The 17,603-nt window shown below is 59.3% G+C and carries 16 protein-coding genes and 1 pseudogene; 5 read left to right on the top strand and 12 right to left on the bottom strand.

The annotated features are described in order from the left end of the window. The first annotated feature begins 347 nt into the window (after nucleotides 1–347). A complete protein-coding gene (locus ACUVTA_RS02515; protein ID WP_445951407.1) occupies nucleotides 348–1,922 on the top strand; it encodes an ABC1 kinase family protein in 1,575 nt (524 codons plus the stop codon). A 43-nt stretch (nucleotides 1,923–1,965) separates the two neighbouring features. Here the strand turns inward: ACUVTA_RS02515 and ACUVTA_RS02510 are convergent, their stop codons facing one another. The 3 genes from ACUVTA_RS02510 to rsmD form a co-directional block, all read right to left on the bottom strand. Next, nucleotides 1,966–2,415, bottom strand: a complete 450-nt coding sequence (locus ACUVTA_RS02510; RefSeq protein ID WP_445951406.1) for an ATPase — start codon at nucleotides 2,413–2,415, stop codon at nucleotides 1,966–1,968. Nucleotides 2,416–2,501: 86 nt separating this feature from the next. After that, nucleotides 2,502–3,011 (bottom strand): pantetheine-phosphate adenylyltransferase, encoded by a 510-nt coding sequence (gene coaD, locus ACUVTA_RS02505; RefSeq protein WP_445951405.1) that lies wholly within the window; start codon nucleotides 3,009–3,011, stop codon nucleotides 2,502–2,504. Continuing rightward, nucleotides 3,008–3,574 carry a 16S rRNA (guanine(966)-N(2))-methyltransferase RsmD gene (gene rsmD / locus ACUVTA_RS02500; protein ID WP_445951404.1) on the bottom strand — a complete coding sequence of 189 codons (567 nt, stop codon included), beginning with the start codon at nucleotides 3,572–3,574 and terminating at the stop codon, nucleotides 3,008–3,010. The genes coaD and rsmD overlap by 4 nt, the downstream gene beginning before the upstream one ends. Nucleotides 3,575–3,715: 141 nt before the next feature. On the opposite strand from rsmD, the pseudogene gpr reads away from it, so the two are divergent. Then, nucleotides 3,716–4,674, top strand: a pseudogene (gene gpr / locus ACUVTA_RS02495) (GPR endopeptidase). Between the two features lie 109 nt (nucleotides 4,675–4,783). On the opposite strand, the gene ACUVTA_RS02490 reads toward gpr, so the two are convergent. Then, the gene (locus ACUVTA_RS02490) at nucleotides 4,784–5,023 is read right to left on the bottom strand and encodes a small, acid-soluble spore protein, alpha/beta type (RefSeq protein WP_445951403.1); all 240 of its coding nucleotides are present in this window, start codon (nucleotides 5,021–5,023) and stop codon (nucleotides 4,784–4,786) included. Between the two features lie 138 nt (nucleotides 5,024–5,161). Next, nucleotides 5,162–7,276: an ATP-dependent DNA helicase RecG gene (gene recG, locus ACUVTA_RS02485; RefSeq protein WP_445951402.1), complete on the bottom strand. Its 2,115-nt coding sequence runs from the start codon at nucleotides 7,274–7,276 to the stop codon at nucleotides 5,162–5,164. 377 nt (nucleotides 7,277–7,653) lie between these two features. Between recG and ACUVTA_RS02480 the strand changes: the two genes are divergently transcribed. From ACUVTA_RS02480 to rpmB, 3 genes are read left to right on the top strand one after another with little or no spacing between them, the layout of a single operon-like run. Next, a complete protein-coding gene (locus ACUVTA_RS02480) occupies nucleotides 7,654–9,843 on the top strand; it encodes an acyl-CoA dehydratase activase-related protein (protein WP_445951401.1) in 2,190 nt (729 codons plus the stop codon). Beyond that, complete coding sequence (locus ACUVTA_RS02475; RefSeq protein ID WP_445951400.1) at nucleotides 9,807–10,829, top strand: acyl-CoA dehydratase activase; 1,023 nt, start codon at nucleotides 9,807–9,809, stop codon at nucleotides 10,827–10,829. The genes ACUVTA_RS02480 and ACUVTA_RS02475 overlap by 37 nt, the downstream gene beginning before the upstream one ends. Nucleotides 10,830–10,866: 37 nt before the next feature. Next, nucleotides 10,867–11,058 (top strand): 50S ribosomal protein L28, encoded by a 192-nt coding sequence (rpmB, locus tag ACUVTA_RS02470; RefSeq protein ID WP_445951399.1) that lies wholly within the window; start codon nucleotides 10,867–10,869, stop codon nucleotides 11,056–11,058. Between the two features lie 90 nt (nucleotides 11,059–11,148). Here rpmB and ribH read toward each other — a convergent pair whose 3' ends face one another. The 7 genes from ribH to ACUVTA_RS02435 form a co-directional block, all read right to left on the bottom strand. After that, a complete protein-coding gene (gene ribH, locus ACUVTA_RS02465; protein ID WP_445951398.1) occupies nucleotides 11,149–11,613 on the bottom strand; it encodes a 6,7-dimethyl-8-ribityllumazine synthase in 465 nt (154 codons plus the stop codon). A gap of 37 nt (nucleotides 11,614–11,650) precedes the next feature. Next, a complete protein-coding gene (locus tag ACUVTA_RS02460) occupies nucleotides 11,651–12,883 on the bottom strand; it encodes a bifunctional 3,4-dihydroxy-2-butanone-4-phosphate synthase/GTP cyclohydrolase II (RefSeq protein ID WP_445951397.1) in 1,233 nt (410 codons plus the stop codon). Nucleotides 12,884–12,900: 17 nt separating this feature from the next. Further along, nucleotides 12,901–13,539 carry a riboflavin synthase gene (locus ACUVTA_RS02455; protein WP_445951408.1) on the bottom strand — a complete coding sequence of 213 codons (639 nt, stop codon included), beginning with the start codon at nucleotides 13,537–13,539 and terminating at the stop codon, nucleotides 12,901–12,903. Continuing rightward, nucleotides 13,524–14,657, bottom strand: coding sequence for a bifunctional diaminohydroxyphosphoribosylaminopyrimidine deaminase/5-amino-6-(5-phosphoribosylamino)uracil reductase RibD (gene ribD / locus ACUVTA_RS02450; RefSeq protein WP_445951396.1), 1,134 nt, complete (start codon nucleotides 14,655–14,657; stop codon nucleotides 13,524–13,526). The genes ACUVTA_RS02455 and ribD overlap by 16 nt, the downstream gene beginning before the upstream one ends. A gap of 313 nt (nucleotides 14,658–14,970) precedes the next feature. Then, nucleotides 14,971–15,723, bottom strand: a complete 753-nt coding sequence (locus ACUVTA_RS02445; RefSeq protein WP_445951395.1) for a polysaccharide deacetylase family protein — start codon at nucleotides 15,721–15,723, stop codon at nucleotides 14,971–14,973. A 113-nt stretch (nucleotides 15,724–15,836) separates the two neighbouring features. Continuing rightward, nucleotides 15,837–17,105, bottom strand: a complete 1,269-nt coding sequence (locus ACUVTA_RS02440) for a glycosyltransferase (protein ID WP_445951394.1) — start codon at nucleotides 17,103–17,105, stop codon at nucleotides 15,837–15,839. Then, nucleotides 17,102–17,603, bottom strand: a 502-nt coding sequence (locus tag ACUVTA_RS02435) for a hypothetical protein (RefSeq protein ID WP_445951393.1), incomplete at its 5' end; no start/stop codon positions are given. The genes ACUVTA_RS02435 and ACUVTA_RS02440, both read right to left, overlap by 4 nt.

Below are 17,603 nucleotides of genomic sequence, written 5' to 3'. Positions count from 1 at the left end.
ATAAAAAGTTTTAGCCGCCTTATCCCCAGCCCTAAAGGGCGGGGCCTGCGGCGGCTGTTTTTTGGTTACCAAGGAGGAACTTGAGGAACTGAAGGAGCGGATTGCGCGCCTGGAAGAACAGCTCTCCCAAAAATAAGGCTTTTTCTTCTTTCTTTTATAAAACTTCTTTGATTACCCGCCTTCTATCAGGAAGCCTAAGGATATGAGAAGAGACTTCTTCCTGGTAAGGGATCCTGGGGTGGGGAGGGAAGATTTTTGCGCCAGCGCTTTAGCTTTTAAATTTCCGCGCCGCCACCGTGATAGAATAAGCGGAGAAGATTCCCCCTCGTAGGGAGAAACGCTCTTATATGCACTTTTACCTGCGCAAGCGGTACAAACATTTTTCCCGCTACCGGGAAATAGCCAATGTGCTCGTACGGCATGGCTTCAGTTACCTGGTGCACGAGCTCGGCCTAGCCGAATTCCTAGATTCCCGGCGCCGGAAAACCGCGCCGGTGAAAGAGAGGCTCTCACCCCCCGCACGGCTCCGTCTCGTTCTCGAAGAATTGGGCCCCACCTTTATCAAGTTAGGGCAGATCCTCTCTACCCGCCGCGACCTCCTCCCGCCCGACTATATTGCCGAACTCGAAAAGCTTCAGGATCAGGTACCTCCCTTCCCTTTTGCGGCGGTCCGGGAAATCATCCGCACGGAACTCGGCCTTCCCCTGGAAGAAATCTTCACCACCTTCGAAACCACCCCCGTAGCCGCTGCCTCTATCAGCCAGGTCCACCGGGCCACTTTACGCGACGGTACCCCAGTAGTGGTAAAAGTCCAGCGGCCGGGAATCGAGAAGATTCTCACGACGGACCTCGAAATCCTCCACGACGTAGCAGGGTTCCTGGACCGGTACGGACCGTGGCGTAAACTTTACTCCTTAGAGAAAATGGTAGCCGAATTTGAAAAAATCTTACGGGAAGAAGTGGACTTCACGGTGGAAGGACGCCACGCGGAAACCTTCCGCCGCCACTTCAGCGGCGATCCCACCGTTTATATTCCGGCCGTATACTGGGACTGGACTAGCCGGAAAGTCTTAGTAATGGAAGAAGTGGCGGGAATCAAATTAACCAACCCCGACGAACTCGGGCGTCAGGGGATAGACCGGCGGCTGGTGGCCCGTCGCCTCGCCGATGCGCTATTGAAACAGATTTTCCTGCACGGCTTTTTCCGCGGCGATCCCCATCCGGGCAACATAGCTGCCCTATCCGATAACCGGGTGCTCTTTATGGACTTCGGGATCATAGGCGTGATAGACGAAGAGCTGCAGGAGAAAATCGGGGATCTGGTTTTAGGGCTCGTCCGGCGGAGTACTCCCCACGTGATGCGCGCCGTGGAGAGCTTGGGAACGGTCCCGCCGCACGCAGACCGGAGCGCGCTCCGCCGGGATATCGATGGCCTGCGCCAAAAGTATTACGAAATCCCTTTGAGCCAAATCAGTCTCGCCGCGTCAATGCGGGACATACTATCCGTAGCCTTTAAGCACCAGATCCGGGTACCAACCCAACTTACCCTTCTCATCAAAGCCCTGGTTACTGCCGAGGGAGTGATCGCCCGGCTCGACCCGGAACTCAGCATCGTGGAGCTCGCCCGTCCGCTGGCCCGGCGCCTGGTTGCCCGGCGCCTGCGGCTACCGGCGCTGCGGCGGATGGTATTGGCGTACATTGAAGACTACCACCGACTGCTTGCCCGTCTCCCCGACCGGGTAGACCGGATTTTAGAACTGGCCGCCGGCGGCGAACTAAAAATAAAGGCGGTAAACCCGGAGACGGACCGCATTATGCGCCGCCTCAACACCATGGTTAACCGCCTGGTTTTCGCTATCCTTCTCGCTTCCCTGATCGTCGGTTCCGCTTTCCTCTTAAGTTCCGGGCACCACACCTTCTAGGGCTTACCGCTCGCGAAGGCCGGCTTCGTTGCGGGAATAGCGCTCAGCGCCGCATCCCCTTCAGCTCTGCCCGGCCCTGCTGAATCTCCTTGGTAATCCGGTTAAGGCGCTCTTCAAGCCTGGCTAAAATCTCATCCGCATATTCCCGCGCGCCCAATTTCATCTCCCGCGCCACCTGTTCCGCCTTGCCCAAAATCTGCTCCGCCATCTCCTTTGCCTGGCGGACAACGTCGTTTTCCTCCGCCCTTTTCTCAGCTTCCCGGCGCGCCTCCTCGATGATCCGTTCGGCTTCTTTACGGGCTTCCTCGATCACCTTCTCGCGTTCCTGGACCACCCACTTCGCCTTGCGGAGATCATCCGGGAGGATGGTGCGGATGCGGTCCAGGATGTCGAGAATCTTTTCCTCGTCGATCAACACCTTCCGCGTAAGCGGAACCCGGCTACTCGATTCGACCAACTCTTCAAGTTCATTGATCACCGACAGCAGTTCCACCCTATCCCTCCTCAAAAATAGCGTCGGAAGCTATAGCTGAAGATACGCCGTTTGACTTAAACGTACGTCCCCACAAACCTTTTCCTCTACGCGGAGAAATCACCCTCGTTTAACCGGGAACCGCTAAACTTCGCCCGTAAAGCAGCTTCCACCAACGGCGGCACCATATCCTTCAGGCAACCGCCGTAAAAAGCCACCTCCTTCACCGCGCTTGAACTGATAAAAGAGTACTTCGCTTCGGTCATCAGAAAAAGCGTCTCGATCTCGGGGGCTAATTTCTTGTTGGTAAGGGCCATTACGAATTCGTTCTCGAAGTCAGAAATCGCCCGTAAGCCTCTGATTATGGCGCAGGCACCTTGCTTTCTGGCGTAATGGACGGTAAGTCCACTATAAGCGTCAACCTTCACGTAGGGAAAATCGGCCAGCACACTGCGGAGCATCGCCACTCGTTCGCTTACCGGAAACAGAGGTTTCTTGTGGGGATTTTCCGCCACCGCAACGATCACGCGATCGAAAAGAGCGCGGGCCCGGACGATGATGTCCAGGTGACCGTTGGTTACCGGGTCAAAACTCCCCGGATAAACCGCAATTTTCAACTGCCTTCCTCCTTAAAGGCATAAAAAGAAAAAAGGGTATCGCCGTACCGCTCGCGCCGCCATAAGCTAAGCGTGCCGATTTCTTCCGGTAACCCATCCCGCCAGTCGCTTTCCGCGATAGCTAGGCCACCCGGTGCAAGAAGACCTTTACCGGCGATCTGCGCCAGCGACTTCAACTCGTAGCCCTTCCGGTAGGGCGGGTCGATGTAGATCAGGTCGAAGCGCTCCCCTTTCCGGGCAAGAATATTAAGTGCGGCCAGAACATCCTGAGGATAGACAACCGCTCTCGTGCCAGCCAACCCCGTCCGCCGCAGATTCTCACGGATAAGGTTTGCCGCCCGCTCGTTACGCTCAACAAAAACGACCCGTGCCGCACCACGGCTCAGCGCCTCAATGCCGACACTTCCCGTCCCGGCAAAAAGATCAAGAAACCGCGCCCCGGGAATCCGCGCCGCTAAAATATTGAAGAGCGCCTCCCGTACCCGGTCCGCAGTGGGACGAATACTCCGCCCCGAAGGCACAAGTAACCGGCGCCGCTTGGCCGTACCGGCAATCACCCGCATCCTCTGTCGCCTCCAAAATTTATGGTGACGCGGTAAATTTAGCTTAATTATAACACAGGCCCAGGCAAAAGGCAGGTTTTTTGCGTAAGCAATCCCCCGGCAGGAAATTATAAATGGGAGATATTTGAGGGAGGCAACAGGGTGCTCGATCTGGCGGTTGAAGCCCACGAACTGGCTCGCGCACGTACCGGCACAGAGATTCCGGGGGTCACCGTAGAACGGGAGACCTTCCCCTACGCTACCGTCACCACCGTTCGCGTGGAAACCGCAGAAGCCGAAAGAATAATGCAGAAACGCCGGGGCACCTACATCACCATCGAAGCGCCAGCCCTCCGGGATAACAACCGCCGCGCCCGCAAGCCAATCGTCGAACTCCTGGCGCAGAAGCTCCGGCTCTTGTTGCAGAACCTAAACCTCCCTGAAGCCGCAAGCGTCTTGGTCGTGGGGCTCGGAAACTGGCACGCCACGCCCGATGCCTTGGGTCCACGGACAATTGATTACACCCTGGTTACCAGGCACCTGCACCGTTACGCACCGCAAGAACTCCGCGGGGGGATGCGGGAGGTGAGCGCCATCGCCCCGGCGTCCTCGGCATTACCAGTATTGAAACCGCAGAAATCATCCGGGGCGTGGTAGAAAAAATCCAGCCAGCCTTAATCATCACCGTAGACGCGTTAGCCGCACGAAACGTCGAAAGGATAACCACTAGCATTCAGCTCGCCGATACCGGTATCAGCCCGGGCTCGGGGATCGGGAACGACCGTACAGGTATCAATTACGAAACGATGGGCGTCCCCGTCATCGCTATCGTTGTCCCTACCGTCGTCCACGCCGCCTTCATCGCGAGCGACGCGATGGAAAAGCTGTGGCAGGAACTCAACAAAAACCCCAACCTTCAGCGGGTATATAAGTTTCTCCACCCGGAGTTAGTCCAGAATGTGGTCGATACCCTGCTGGCACCATTTGGCGGGCGGTTGATGGTCACGCCCAAGGAGATTGATAGCTTAGTACAAAACACCGCGAAAATCATCGCGGGCGGCATCGCCACGGCCCTCCATCCCGGAATCCCGGCGGAAGAGTTCAGCCTCTACCTCGGATAAAGGGGGCCAGGTGATCCTTACCAAGCGCGGGGCAGATTCGCGCGGCAGAAAAATTTTAGGCGGACCAGCCCAAGCCTGTTGAACCGGCCCGCCTGTAGGGGGGGTTATTTTAGAGCCGCGCGGCACCAGTGGCACCAACATTTGCCGCCAGATTCTGCTCGTAGGCCATGATCATCCGCCGGACCATGTGTCTCCCGATGGCCCCGTTCTGCCGCGACGGAACGTCACCGAGATAGCTGCCGGGCGGAAGGTTGATGCCGACTTCACGGGCAATCTCCCACTTCATCTGGTTGAGCGCTACCCGCGCCTCGGGCACCAACACCCGGTTCGTCCGCTGTCCTTGCGCCACTTGACTTCACCTCCTTGACTTTTTCTGTCTTTATTTTTTGTCCCCGCGCAGCCGGTCATATCCGGTAATTTTTTATTAACGAGTTCAGATTTGACAAAACAAAAAAATTTTTTATTTAGTGGCAGAGATTTTAAACAATTAGCTAACCAAATTTTTAATGTTAGCGAAACGTGCTTCAAGCTCCGCTTTTATCATCTGGCCAGCAGGGGAAACAAGGTCGGGATCCCGTTCTAAATATCGCGCCGCCTCGGTGCGCGCCAGCTCTAAAAGGGCATGATCACGCAGGATGTTAGCAACCTTGAGCTCCGGCAACCCGGACTGGCGCGTGCCGAAAAACTCGCCCGGCCCCCGGAGGCGCAGGTCTTCTTCGGCCAGGGCAAAGCCGTCCGCCAGCGTGGTCAGGGCTGACATACGCGCCGCCGCCTCCGGAGTCGTCCGGGCGGCAATGAGGATACAGTAGGAAGCGTGCGCGCCCCGCCCGACGCGCCCGCGGAGCTGGTGCAGCTGCGCGAGCCCGAAACGGTCGGCGTCCATGATCACCATCACCGTGGCGTTGGGGACGTCTACGCCCACCTCAATTACCGTGGTGGAGACGAGGAGCTGGATATCGTTCCGCCGGAAGGCGGCCATTACTTTATCTCTTTCCTCGAGCCTGAGCCGCCCGTGTAAGAGACCGATCCGAAAAGTAGGGAAGATTTCTTCCAGCTCACGCGCTAATTTGCTGGCGGCCTGGGCGGCAAGCTGCTCCGATTCTTCGATAAGGGGACAGACAAAATAGGCCTGCCGTCCCTTCTCGACCTCCGCGCGGATGAAGCGGTAAACCCGCCCGAGTTCCGCAGGCCGGAGCCATACCGTCTTGACCGGCTGCCTTCCCGGCGGCAGGGCATCAATCACCGTAAGGTCGAGGTCGCCATAAAGAGTAAGCGCCAGCGTCCGCGGTATGGGCGTAGCGGTCATTACCAGAACGTCGGGAGTTTTTCCTTTGGTCTGCAGCAATCCCCGCTGCCGCACCCCGAACCGGTGCTGCTCGTCAATCACCACCAGACCAAGCCGCTGAAAGGAAACCTCCTCCTGAATCAGCGCGTGGGTTCCCACGACCACTGCCGCCTCTCCGTTAGCCACCGCCGCAAGCCTCTTGAGTCGTTCTTCTTTTTTTATGCTCCCCGTCAAAAGCACCGCTTTGATCCCGACGGCCGCGTAAAGTTCCCGGAGATTGAGGTAGTGCTGTTCGGCCAGGATCTCCGTAGGCGCCATCAGGGCCCCTTGAAGCCCGTTTTCCGCCGCTTTAGCCAGCGCCAGCGCCGCCACCACCGTTTTGCCGGAACCCACGTCGCCCTGGAGGAGCCGCTGCATCGGATAGCGGCTTTCCATATCCCGGGCAATCTCTCGCCAAGCGCGCTCCTGCGCCGGGGTTAAGGTGAAAGGAAGGTGTTCCCTTAAGGCCCGAACTTTAGGGCCATCCGCGCCGCAGCGGTGTTCCTTTTCCACCGCCAGCACCCGCTGCCGGTGACGCAAGAGGGCCACCTGAAGCAGAAAAAGCTCTTCGAAAACGAGCCGCCGGCGCGCTTCTTCCGCCGCCGCCATGCTTTCCGGAAAATGAACCGCGCCTAGCGCCCGCCCCCGTTCCCAAAAGCCATGGGAGGCAAGCAGGTCCGGCGGTAAAATCTCGGGGCAAGATGCGGCTTCTGCCTTCAGGGTGTTAAAAATAACAGTGCGTAACATGCGCTGCGAAAGTTTTTCGGTCAGCGGGTATACTGGAACGATACGCCCGGTGCTGAGCCCCTCGTCCCCTTCCCCCGCTTCAAACTCCGCGACTTGGATCTCAGGTACACCGAAGCCGTATTTCACCTTCCCGGTCACCGTCAGGCGGGCCCCCACCCTGACCACCTTCTTTACGTACGGCTGGTTGAACCAGACGGCGTAAAAGATATCCCCGCGGTCCCGCAGCACCACCCGCAAGATGCTCATCCCCGAACGGGCGCGCGTTTCCTGAACCGCCACCACCTCTCCCTCCGCAGTAGCCGTTTCCCCTTCCCCGTAAGTTTTCACCGGCCGGCAGAGCGTTCGGTCCTCGTACCGCCGCGGCAAGTGGTAGAGTAGGTCTCCTACGCTGTGAATGCCGAGGCGGGCGAGGAGCCGCGCCCGCTGTGGCCCCACTCCTTTGAGGTACTGCGCCGGTTTCTCCCAGATACTCGCCACTTTTGCCCTCCGAACCGGGTTTTTCTTTCGCCGGCACCGGCTTTCGCTCTCCATCTCTAGCGCCACGGAGAGCCGCCGGCCCGTTCTTTAACCCAAATTTCAACACCGCGTGCCGGAATCCTACCGGGCCGCTTCGTAAAGATAGCCTGCCCCGGAAAGCACCGGTGGCCGTTCGTTGACAGCAAAGAAATCTTTTGCTAAACTGGAAAATGCCAGGCGAAAAACGTATTAAAGCATCTTTTCGAGAAATAATGATAAAGCGAACGGTGGAACGGGAGCCTATTCCGGAGGAGTTACCCATGGGAACGTTCCTTCCCTCCATAAACAATGAAAACCTTTTTCTAAGGAAGCTTTGGCTTTTTATCAACGTAGAACGTAGAACGAACCCCAAAGCTCTGTCCGTATAAGGTTGAACGATTTTCGAGGGAGTTATGCTAACAATTGGCTTTCCCCGCGCGATGGCGTATTACTACCTTTACCCGTTCTTTCGCACTTTCGCCGAAAGCCTGGGGGCCGCCTTCGTCGTTTCGCCGCCCACCACCAAGGCAACCCTCAACAAAATGGAATTCTGCCCGACGGACGAGCCCTGCGTCGCGGTTAAACTCCTTTTTGCCCATGTAAAGGAGCTTCTCGAGCGCGATATCAACCATATTCTCATTCCGTGCTTAGTAAGTGTGGAACCGGATAATTTCTGCTGCCCGAAGTTTATCGGCATTCCCTACATGGTACAGAACGCCCTCCGCGACGACGCCAAGGTACTTATCCCCCGGATCGACCTTTACCGGGGCGACGACGCCTGGCAGGAGTCTTTTGTAGCGGTGGCGCGCAGCCTCGGCGTCAACTCGCGCCACCAGGCGCTCGTGGCGCTACGGAAAGCCGCTGCGGTGCAGCGCAGATTCGACCGGACGGTGGCGGAAAAACGCCTCACCACCGAAGAGGCCTACCAGCTTTACGACAAGGGCAAGCTCTTCAACGGGGGGCCGCCGGGCACGCTAACAGCCAAAAAGCCAGTAATCGGCGTGGTGGGCCACCCGTACATCCTTTACGACACCATTAGTTTGGATATCCTGAAACAGGTGCGCCACTACGGCCCGGTGCTCACCGCCGAAATGGTGCTGCCGGAAGTGGCCAAAAAAGAAATCGACTCCATCGCCGAAGGAGAGCGTCTCTGGAGCTTCGAGGCGCAGGTTCTAGGCGCGGCGCTCCATTTCCTGCGGCAGCACTTGGTGGACCGCCTCATCCTGGTCGGTTCTTTTGAATGCGGACCGGAGTCGATTATCGAAGCGTACGTGGAAGATGAAGCGCGCCGGCAGGGAGTCCCCTTTTTGCTGCTGACGCTCGACGAGCATACCGGTGAGGCGGGGCTGGTAACCCGCATCGAGGCCTTTATGGACGTAGCTCCCGAAAAACGACCGGAGGTACAAGTACCGGTCCCGGCAGCCGAGCGCCGGCTTTTGCCCGGTCCGCCGCCCGAACGGATGGTCGTCGGCCTCCCGTCTATGGGGCACCTCGATCTCGCCATCCGCTGCGCCCTGGGCGAGTGCGGCATCGACTCGCTGCCCACGCCGCACGCCTCCAAGGAAATCATTGAACTGGGGAAGGCGCTTTCCCCCGAATTCGTTTGCCTCCCCTTCGTGATCACCCTCGGGCAGATGCGCTACCTCTTAGAGCGCGGCGCCACCCACCTTTTGATGGTCGGGGGCAAGGGAAAGTGCCGGCTTGGCTGGTACGCCCAGATTCAGGAGCAACTCCTGCGCAAGTTAGGTTACGAATTCGCGATGATCATCATCGACTCCCCGGTGCCTTTTGCCCGCCGCTGGAGCAAATTCCGGGGCGCGATTAAGGAAGCCACCGGGAACGCTTCCTGGTGGCGGATCATCAGGGCCCTGTACAACGGCTACCACCGCATCGCGGCTATCGACCGGGCCGAAAAAGAGTGCCACCGCATCCGGGCTTTCGAGCGGCAGCAGGGCACCGTCGACAAGCTCTTCCGGCGGTTCGTCCGGGCTGTGGAGCAGGCACCAGATTCCACCACGGTGCAGCGGTTGCTGCAGGACTTTTTAGAGGAAGCCAACAGCATCGAAATGGAGGAAACCAATCCCGTTCGGGTGCGGGTTCTGGGTGAAATCTGGGTGGTGCTGGAAAGCTACGTGAATATGCACTTGGAGCGGCTGGTCGGTCGCTCTACCGACCCCCGGGTCTGGGTGGACCGGGAGATCTCGGTGACCAACTGGTTCCACCAGCATATTTTTCCTACCCGGGAGGCCCTGCACCGGCGGGAAGAAATTAGGCAAGCAGCCAAGCCTTATCTCGGCACCGAGGTTGGGGGGCACGGACACATTAGCGTGGGGCTCACTGCCCTCGCCTGCCGGGAGGGGATTGACGGCATCATCCACCTGATGCCCTTCACCTGCATGCCGGAAATCGTCGCGCAGAATATCTTAGTGCAGCTAAGCCAGCGTTTTGACATCCCGGTCCTCACCTGGATCATCACCGACCAGACGGGTGAGGCCGGCTTCGAAACAAGAATCGAGGCTTTCTTAGATATCCTCAAAGAACGGAAGCTCGCGGGGGGCTTTAAGGGATGGTCAACTTCATCGGTATCGACGTCGGCAGTGTAACCACGAAGGTAGTGCTGATAGACCAGAAGGAGAATATCCTCTTTGACACCTACCTGCGTACCGAAGGAGGGCCCATCCAAGCAATCCAGCGGGCCTTCAGGCAGCTTTACGAGCAATTGGGAGAGGTCGAGGTCGCCGGCGTCGGAACCACCGGCAGCGGCCGCCGCTTAGCAGGAATAATGGTCGGGGCGGACATCGTGAAGAACGAGATCACCGCCCACGCGGTAGCGGCGCGCTGGGTGGAGCCCAAGGTCGGAACCGTAATCGACATCGGGGGACAGGATTCGAAGATCATCTTCTTTCAGAACGGCGTCCCCATCGGGTTTAACATGAATACAGTCTGCGCCGCCGGCACCGGGTCTTTCTTAGACCACCAGGCGGTGCGCCTGGGCATCCCCATCGAGCAGTTCGGCGAGTACGCCCTGAGATCGACCAACCCGATCAAAATCGCCGGTCGCTGTGGCGTTTTTGCCGAATCAGACCTGATTCACAAGCAGCAGATGGGCTACAAAAAGGAGGACCTTATCGCCGGGCTCTGCTTAGCGCTGGTCGGCAACTACCTGGCCAACGTGGCGCGGGGGCGGAAGATAGAGCCGGTTGTTCTTTTCCAAGGGGGGGTAGCCGCCAACATCGGGATGCGGGCCGCCTTCGAGCAGCGCCTCGGGATGGAGATTGTGGTCCCCGGTCCCTTCAAGGTAATGGGGGCGCTCGGCGCCGCTCTCTTAGCAAAGCGCAACTACGAGCGCCGCCGCCAACCTTCTAAGTTCAGGGGCGCTGCGTCCATCGCTTCCTTCACCTGCGTCCCGCGGACCTTTACCTGTGACGACTGCCCCAACAACTGCGAAGTCAACGAGGTTTATATCGCGGGAGAACTGGTGAGCCGCTGGGGGAGCCGGTGCGGCAAGTGGAACAACCTCAGCCTTTCCTCCGCCGACCGGAGCGAAAACCGCTGGGGTACAGGGTTGAAAATAAGCCGGAGCTCGTGATAGAATACCCTCATGGTGCTCAAAGGAGGTGGAGAATTTGGCCAGAAGATGCGAAATCTGCGGGAAGACACTTACTTTCGGGATTCAGCTTAGCCACTCGCACATCCGTACCAAGCGCACCTGGGCCCCGAACCTGCAGCGGGTGCGGGCGATCGTTGACGGGCGCCCTAAGCGGATCAGGGTTTGCACCCGGTGTCTCAAGGGCGGCAAGGTGCAGCGGGCGATATAAAACGTTCGATGTTCAAGGTTCAAGGTTAATTTCAGAAAAAAATCGAAAGCCACCGGTAGGGTGGCTTTCTTCAACTTTGAACTGCGAACCTTAAAACTGCCTCATCAGATTGGCCATCTCGATCGCGCTCATCGCCGCCGCAAAGCCCTTATTTCCGGCCTTAGAACCGGCCCGCTCAATAGCCTGCTCTAAAGTATCAGCGGTAATCACCCCGAAGATCACCGGGACGCCTGTTTCGAGCCCGACGCGGGCGATGCCCTTCGCCATCTCTCCCGCAACGTACTCAAAGTGTGGCGTTGCCCCCCGGATGACCGTACCCAAGCAAATCACCGCGTCATAATTGCCGCTCGCCGCCAGGCGCTTCGCCACCACCGGGATCTCGAAGGCGCCCGGAACCCAGGCAACCGCCACGTTTTCCTCGCTTACCCCGTGCCGGTAGAGGGCGTCAAGTGCCCCACCGAGAAGTTTTTGGGTGATAAACTCGTTGAAACGGCCGACCACGATGCCGAACCTGAGCCCCTCGCCTAGCAGGTGCCCTTCAAAAATCTTGGGCAACGCCAATCCCTCTCCTTCCGCGTATATTTTCCCGGATTTACTTCGCCCCTGCGCCCCGCGTCTCCGCGTCGTTCCCTACCAGGGTGAGCAGGTGACCGAGTTTTTCCTTTTTGGTCGCCAGGTAGAAGCCGTTTTCCTTACGCGGCGGGACCTCAATCGGCACCCGCTCTACCACTTCTAGGCCGTAACCCTGAATGCCCTTGATCTTCCGCGGGTTGTTGGTCATCAACCGCATTTTCCGCACGCCGAGGTCGACCAGGATCTGCGCCCCGATACCGTAGTCCCGGAGATCCGGCGGAAAACCAAGCGCCCTGTTCGCTTCCACCGTATCCTTTCCCTGATCCTGGAGCTCGTAGGCCCGGATTTTGTTCAAAAGCCCGATGCCCCGACCCTCCTGACGCATGTAGAGCAATACCCCGACGCCCTCCGCCGCAATCATCTTCAGCGCGTGCTGGATCTGCTCCCCGCAGTCGCACCGCAGCGAGCCGAAAACATCTCCCGTCAGGCACTCCGAGTGCACCCGCACCAGGGGTGCCTCCACCGACTGCAAATCGCCCATTACGAGCGCGATGTGGCCCTTGCCGTCGAGGAGGCTTTCGTACGCAACGGCCGTGAACTCCCCGTACTTCGTCGGCAAACGCGCGGAGCCCACCTGTCGGACGAGCTTCTCCGTCCGCCGCCGGTAACTGATAAGGTCCGCAATGGTAATGATCTTTAGCCCGTGTTTTTTCACGAATTCCAGTAGCTCCGGCACCCGGGCCATGGTCCCGTCATCCTTCATTATCTCGCAGATGACGCCTGCAGGATAAAGTCCCGCCAGCCGGGCCAAATCCACCGCGGCCTCCGTATGGCCGGCCCGCCGCAGCACCCCACCTTCCTTGGCCCGTAAGGGGAAGATATGTCCTGGGCGGCGGAAATCCTGCGGCCGCGCTTCTGGATCGACAATCTTTTTAATGGTAAGTGCCCGTTCGTGGGCGGAGATACCGGTCGTCACCTCGCGTGCGTCCACCGAAACGGTGAAGGCGGTCCCGTGCGGGTCGGTATTGTTGGTCACCATGGGCGCGAAATCAAGCTCTTCCGCCCGCTTCTCCGTAATCGGGACGCAGATAAGACCCCGCCCGTGAACGGCCATAAAGTTTACCGCCTCCGGGGTCGCCTTTTCGGCGGCTATCACGAGGTCGCCCTCGTTCTCCCGGTCCTCGTCATCCACAACCACGACCATTTTGCCGTCACGAATATCGGCAATCGCTGCTTCAATCGAATCAAACATTACTCCGCCTCCCCCGGTTAAATAAAACCATGCTCTACCAAAAAGTTTTCATCCACGCCTCGTGGCTTTGGTGCCCGCAGGAACTTTTCTACGTACTTGCCGATCAGGTCGGCCTCTAAATTCACCGTATCTCCGGGACCTTTAAAACCGAGTGTCGTCACTGCGGCCGTATGGGGAATAACCGAAACTGTAAAACCTTCCTCCCAGGCCTCTACCACCGTGAGGCTGATGCCGTCAACCGCCACCGACCCCTTCCTGATCAAATAGCAGGCTACCTCCCGCGGCGCGGCGATGGTGAAAACCCAGGCGATCTCCCGTTTTTCTTTACGCAGAATCCGCCCCACCCCGTCGATGTGTCCGGTAACCAGATGGCCCCCAAGCCTATCGCCCAGCCGGAGCGCCCGCTCGAGATTCACCTTCGCGCCGACGCCCAATTCGCCTAAGTTGGTTTTCGCCAGCGTCTCCGCCATCACGTCGGCGGTGAAACCTTTATCCTGCAAGCTCGTCACCGTCAGGCAGACACCGTTAACCGCAACGCTGTCTCCCAAGCGAAGGTTTTCCATTATCTTATCAGCCCCCACCACCAGCCGGGCCGAAACCGCCTGCCGGGTAACCCCCCTGATCTGCCCAAGTTCCTCGATTATACCGGTGAACAAGCGCACCCCGTCCCTTCCCAGAGCGGATAGGCCTCGATACAGAGGTCGCTCCCGAACTGGCGCAAATTTATCTCTTTAAGGCGAATCGCCCGGGATAGGTGCTCGATACCCCTCCCGCCAACCGGGCCGATGGCGCCGTGCCCGCCAATGATAAGGGGAGCGATAAACCAAATCAGCTTATCGACCAGCCCTTGGAGGAGAAAACTCGCGTTCACCGTGCTCCCACCTTCGACGAGGAGGCTCGTAATCTCCCGCTCTCCTAGGACAGAGAGCAGGAGCCCGAGGTCCACCGCCGGTCCGGGACCGCAGACAAGCACCTCCGCCCCAGCCTCCCGCAGCGCCACCACCCGGTCGCCCGGCGCCATCTCCGTCACGGCGATCAAAGTAGGCGCTTCCGACTCCTGGGTAAGCACCCGGGCCGTAAGCGGCGTCCGCGCGCGGCTATCCAAAATCACCCGCACCGGATCCCGCCCCCCTTTAGGTAAACGGGTGGTGAGGGAGGGATCATCTTGCAAAACGGTCCCGATACCGACTAAAATGGCGTCGCAACTGTCGCGGAGCTCGTGAACATAGCGCCGCGCTGCGGGACCGGTTATCCACTTCGACTCCCCCGTAACGGTGGCGATCTTCCCGTCAAGGCTCATCGCTGTTTTAAGGATCACGAAGGGCCGTCGGGTGGTGATGTACTTGATGAAGGCCTCGTTCAGCGCGCGCGCCTCTTTTTCCAGGAGACCGGTAGCGACCTCAATCCCCGCCTCGCGAAGCCGGGCAAAACCCTTTCCCGCCACCAGCGGGTTGGGGTCCGCCATCGCCGCTACCACCCGCTTGATCCCGGCGGCGATAATCGCCTCGGTGCAGGGTCCCGTCCGCCCCGTGTGGCAACACGGTTCGAGGTTAACATAGAGGGTAGCGCCCCGCGCCGCTTCCCCTGCCACCCTTAAGGCCTCAATTTCGGCGTGGGGCAAGCCCGCCTGGCGGTGAAATCCTTCACCGACCACTTGCCCGTCCCGCACAACCACGGCCCCCACTAGCGGGTTGGGACTAGTCCGCCCCCGCGCCCGCGCGGCAAGCTCAAAGGTCCGCCGGAGGTAATCTTCATCCGTCAGTGGCTCCGTCATAGATCTATCTTTCCGAAACCTTAAAATATACGGCTGTTGCCGAAATCTGTCGCCGAAAGCAGCGCTTCGGCGATTTGTAGTTTCATTATAGGTAGGATGGAGAGAAGGTGTCAAGCCAAACGAATCTGACGGACCGCATCAACCTGCTACACGAAACCTCAAAACCCCACCACCCCTGAAGCAGGACGAGCTACCAAACCAGCGAAAAATTCCGGCTCAGCGCCCACAGCACTCTGGTTAGCTGGGAGACCTTACCCTACAGGGCAGGGTAAATGGCTTTAGAAAACTCTGGTTCGGAGATCGGCAGTTTAATTCAGGAAGAACTACCGGCGGAGCCCGACCGCGCCCACGCAGCCACCTGCGGCCAACTCTCCGGCGTGACCAGCACGCGCCCGACAAAGGGGGCATCCCCAGGGCGGTTGACTTTGGCCCGGAGGGTGAAGACCAGGGAAAAGCCTTGCGTGCGAAGGATCCCGTCGGTGGTCGGAGTGCCGAAGCCGTAAGGATAGGCGAGGTAGCGCACCTTCATCCCTAGATGTTCTTCCAGACAAGCAATCCCTCTGGCTGTATCCTCGGCAAATAGTTTCTCCCTGCCCGGCAGGAGGAAGACGGGCTTTTTAGCCTGAGGATCCCAGTAGTGCCAGTAGTGCAGGTCGTAGGTGTGAAGTCCCACGGAGCAGAGGCCGCTTGCCACCATCTCCCGCACCTGCTCCCAGGAGCACATAGTAAACCCTTCCCATTCCTTGCCCACTTGGCTGGCTATTAAGAAGAGGAGAAAGGGAATCTGCCGCTCCTTTAGCACCGGAAAGGCCTTTTTGTAGACGCTCAGATCACCGTCATCGAAGGTCACCAGCGCAAGCTTGCCGGGAAGGTGCCGGCGCCCGCTTAGGAACTCCTCGGCTTCCCGCGGGGTGACGAAGCGTACCCCCGCCTGACGCAGGTAGTCAAGCTGTTGGGCGAACTCTCTGCGGCTTATGGCGTAGCGGGAGAATTCATTGGAGCGCCAGAAGAGGCGCCCCCAGTGGAGGGCCCAGGAGGGGAGCACCCGGTGGTAGCAGAGGACCACCAGGCCGTCCCCCTACAAAAGACTCTCTTCTGGCGCGCGAGGACTTTTCGATGTGGAGCAGCCGCCCAGGCAGAGAAGCAGGAGCAGGATGGGAAGAAGGAACCGGCGCACCTTCAGGCCACCCGCCTCCGCCCCAGAGATATCCTCTGGGGGCTTTTCCACCTGCCGGCCTGCGCGAGGCTACCGAAGAGCCCCCTGGGGCCGGTCCATACCACTGTTAGAGCCCCGAAGACGAAGAAGAAAAGGGGGTACCAAGGGACCCAGAAGATGGTGCGCCAGAGCTTGGGGTCGTAGCGGCGGTTGAGCACCAGAGCGGTGGCGATCTGGACGATACAGGCCAGCGATAGCATAGCTCCGTACCAGACCGGGACGAGGCTAAAGCCTAAAGGTGTGCTCCAGAGGGGCCGGGTGATAAGCCAGAGCAAGGTCCCGAAGACGAGAGCGAAGGACCAGAAGTAGCTTAAGACAAACTCCAGGTAGACGGGGTAGAGGTAGCGCCAGCGCCAGCGCGTGAAAATGTTTTTGTGGGTGCGCAGGAGGTGCCAGCCGCCGAGCGCCCAGCGTCGCCGCTGCTTCCAGTACTCCTTGAGCCTCGAAGGGCACTGGATGAAGGCCACCGCCTGGGGAGCGAACCACACCTCGTAAAACCGGCGCTGGATCTGCCAGGTGACGTCTATATCCTCGGTGGCGGTACGGGAAGAAAAGCCCCCCACTTCCCGTAGTACCTCTGTCCGGTAGGCGGCCACGCAGCCGGAGACGGTCAGCACCCGCCCCAGCACCCGCTGGGCGCGCTTGATGAGCCCGATGATGGAGGCAAACTCCGCTGCCTGGAGCTTTTCCAGGAGATTTTTACGATTCAAAGCTATGGGGTTTCCTGTCACCGCCCCCAGCCGCGGCTGGCGGCAGAAGGAGGCGACCAGGTACTTCAACGCCTGCGGCGTGAGCAAAGTGTCAGCATCGATCACTACAGTGATGGGGGTGGTGACGGCGGTGGCCAGGGCGCAGTTGAGCGCTTGGGCCTTGCCCTGGTTCTCTTCCAGCCGCAGGAGATAGAAGTTGGGGTTGGCAGACAGAAACCGCCTGATGACCTCCGCCGTCTCGTCGGTGGAAGCGTCGTCTATAAAAACCACCCGGTAATCGGGGTAGTCCAGGTACTGCAGGCAAGTGCAGGTAGCGGCGATGCTTGCCGCCTCGTTGTGGCAGGGTACGAGGACGGTCGCCGGCGGCCAGAGGTCGGGCCAGAAGCCCCTTTCTTTCTCTGGTTCCCTTTCCCGCCGCCACCAGAAGTAAAGTCCCGCCGTGACCCAGAGTACGCTCATGGCCCAGGGGTAGAGGAAGAGGTACCACCCCAGCACCCACAGGATGAGTTCCAGGGAGTTCACCGCTTTTCCCCCTTCAACCGCTCGACCTCTTCTTCCGCGAGGCGGGAGATCAGCTCGCCGTACACCCCGTGAGCCATAGCCCTCTCCAGAACCTCGGGGGTGATCACCTCGCCCGCAGTTACCACTACCTTGCCCGTCTCGTCCCGCAGATCTTCCCGGAGCTGCCGGCCGAGGAAGAGGGGCGCCTCGGGTAAATCTTTGTCTTTTTCCCCCTTGGTCGCCGCCGCTTCCGGGCAGCCGGAGCCTTTGGCTTCCAGGGTGGCCGCAGGCGCGGGTAGCTCCCGCAGTTCCTGCTCGAAGCGCTCCAGGACCTTTTTAACCTCCTGGGAGAACTCCTCCTCTATGAACCTGAGGTGGCGCCTCACCACCACGTAGAAGCGGTCGAGCAAGACCTGCATCTCGCGCTCGTAACCCCCCACCTTCTCTTTGAGGGCCTCCTGGTATCTCTTCCTCTCTTCCTCCAGCCTCCTGTACTCTTCCTGGGCCTCTGCCAGTAGC

Source organism: Thermodesulfitimonas sp., from assembly GCF_052743955.1.
This window is presented reverse-complemented; position numbering and strand designations above follow the sequence as displayed.

Bases quoted from the DNA above. Each gene is read 5' to 3' on its own strand.
- ACUVTA_RS02515 (WP_445951407.1), top strand. From the start codon at position 348: ATGCACTTTTACCTGCGCAAGCGGTACAAACATTTTTCCCGCTACCGG.
- rsmD (WP_445951404.1), bottom strand. From the start codon at position 3,574: ATGCGGGTGATTGCCGGTACGGCCAAGCGGCGCCGGTTACTTGTGCCT.
- recG (WP_445951402.1), bottom strand. From the start codon at position 7,276: ATGGAGAGCGAAAGCCGGTGCCGGCGAAAGAAAAACCCGGTTCGGAGG.
- ACUVTA_RS02480 (WP_445951401.1), top strand. From the start codon at position 7,654: ATGCTAACAATTGGCTTTCCCCGCGCGATGGCGTATTACTACCTTTAC.
- ACUVTA_RS02475 (WP_445951400.1), top strand. From the start codon at position 9,807: ATGGTCAACTTCATCGGTATCGACGTCGGCAGTGTAACCACGAAGGTA.
- ACUVTA_RS02460 (WP_445951397.1), bottom strand. From the start codon at position 12,883: ATGTTTGATTCGATTGAAGCAGCGATTGCCGATATTCGTGACGGCAAA.
- ribD (WP_445951396.1), bottom strand. From the start codon at position 14,657: ATGACGGAGCCACTGACGGATGAAGATTACCTCCGGCGGACCTTTGAG.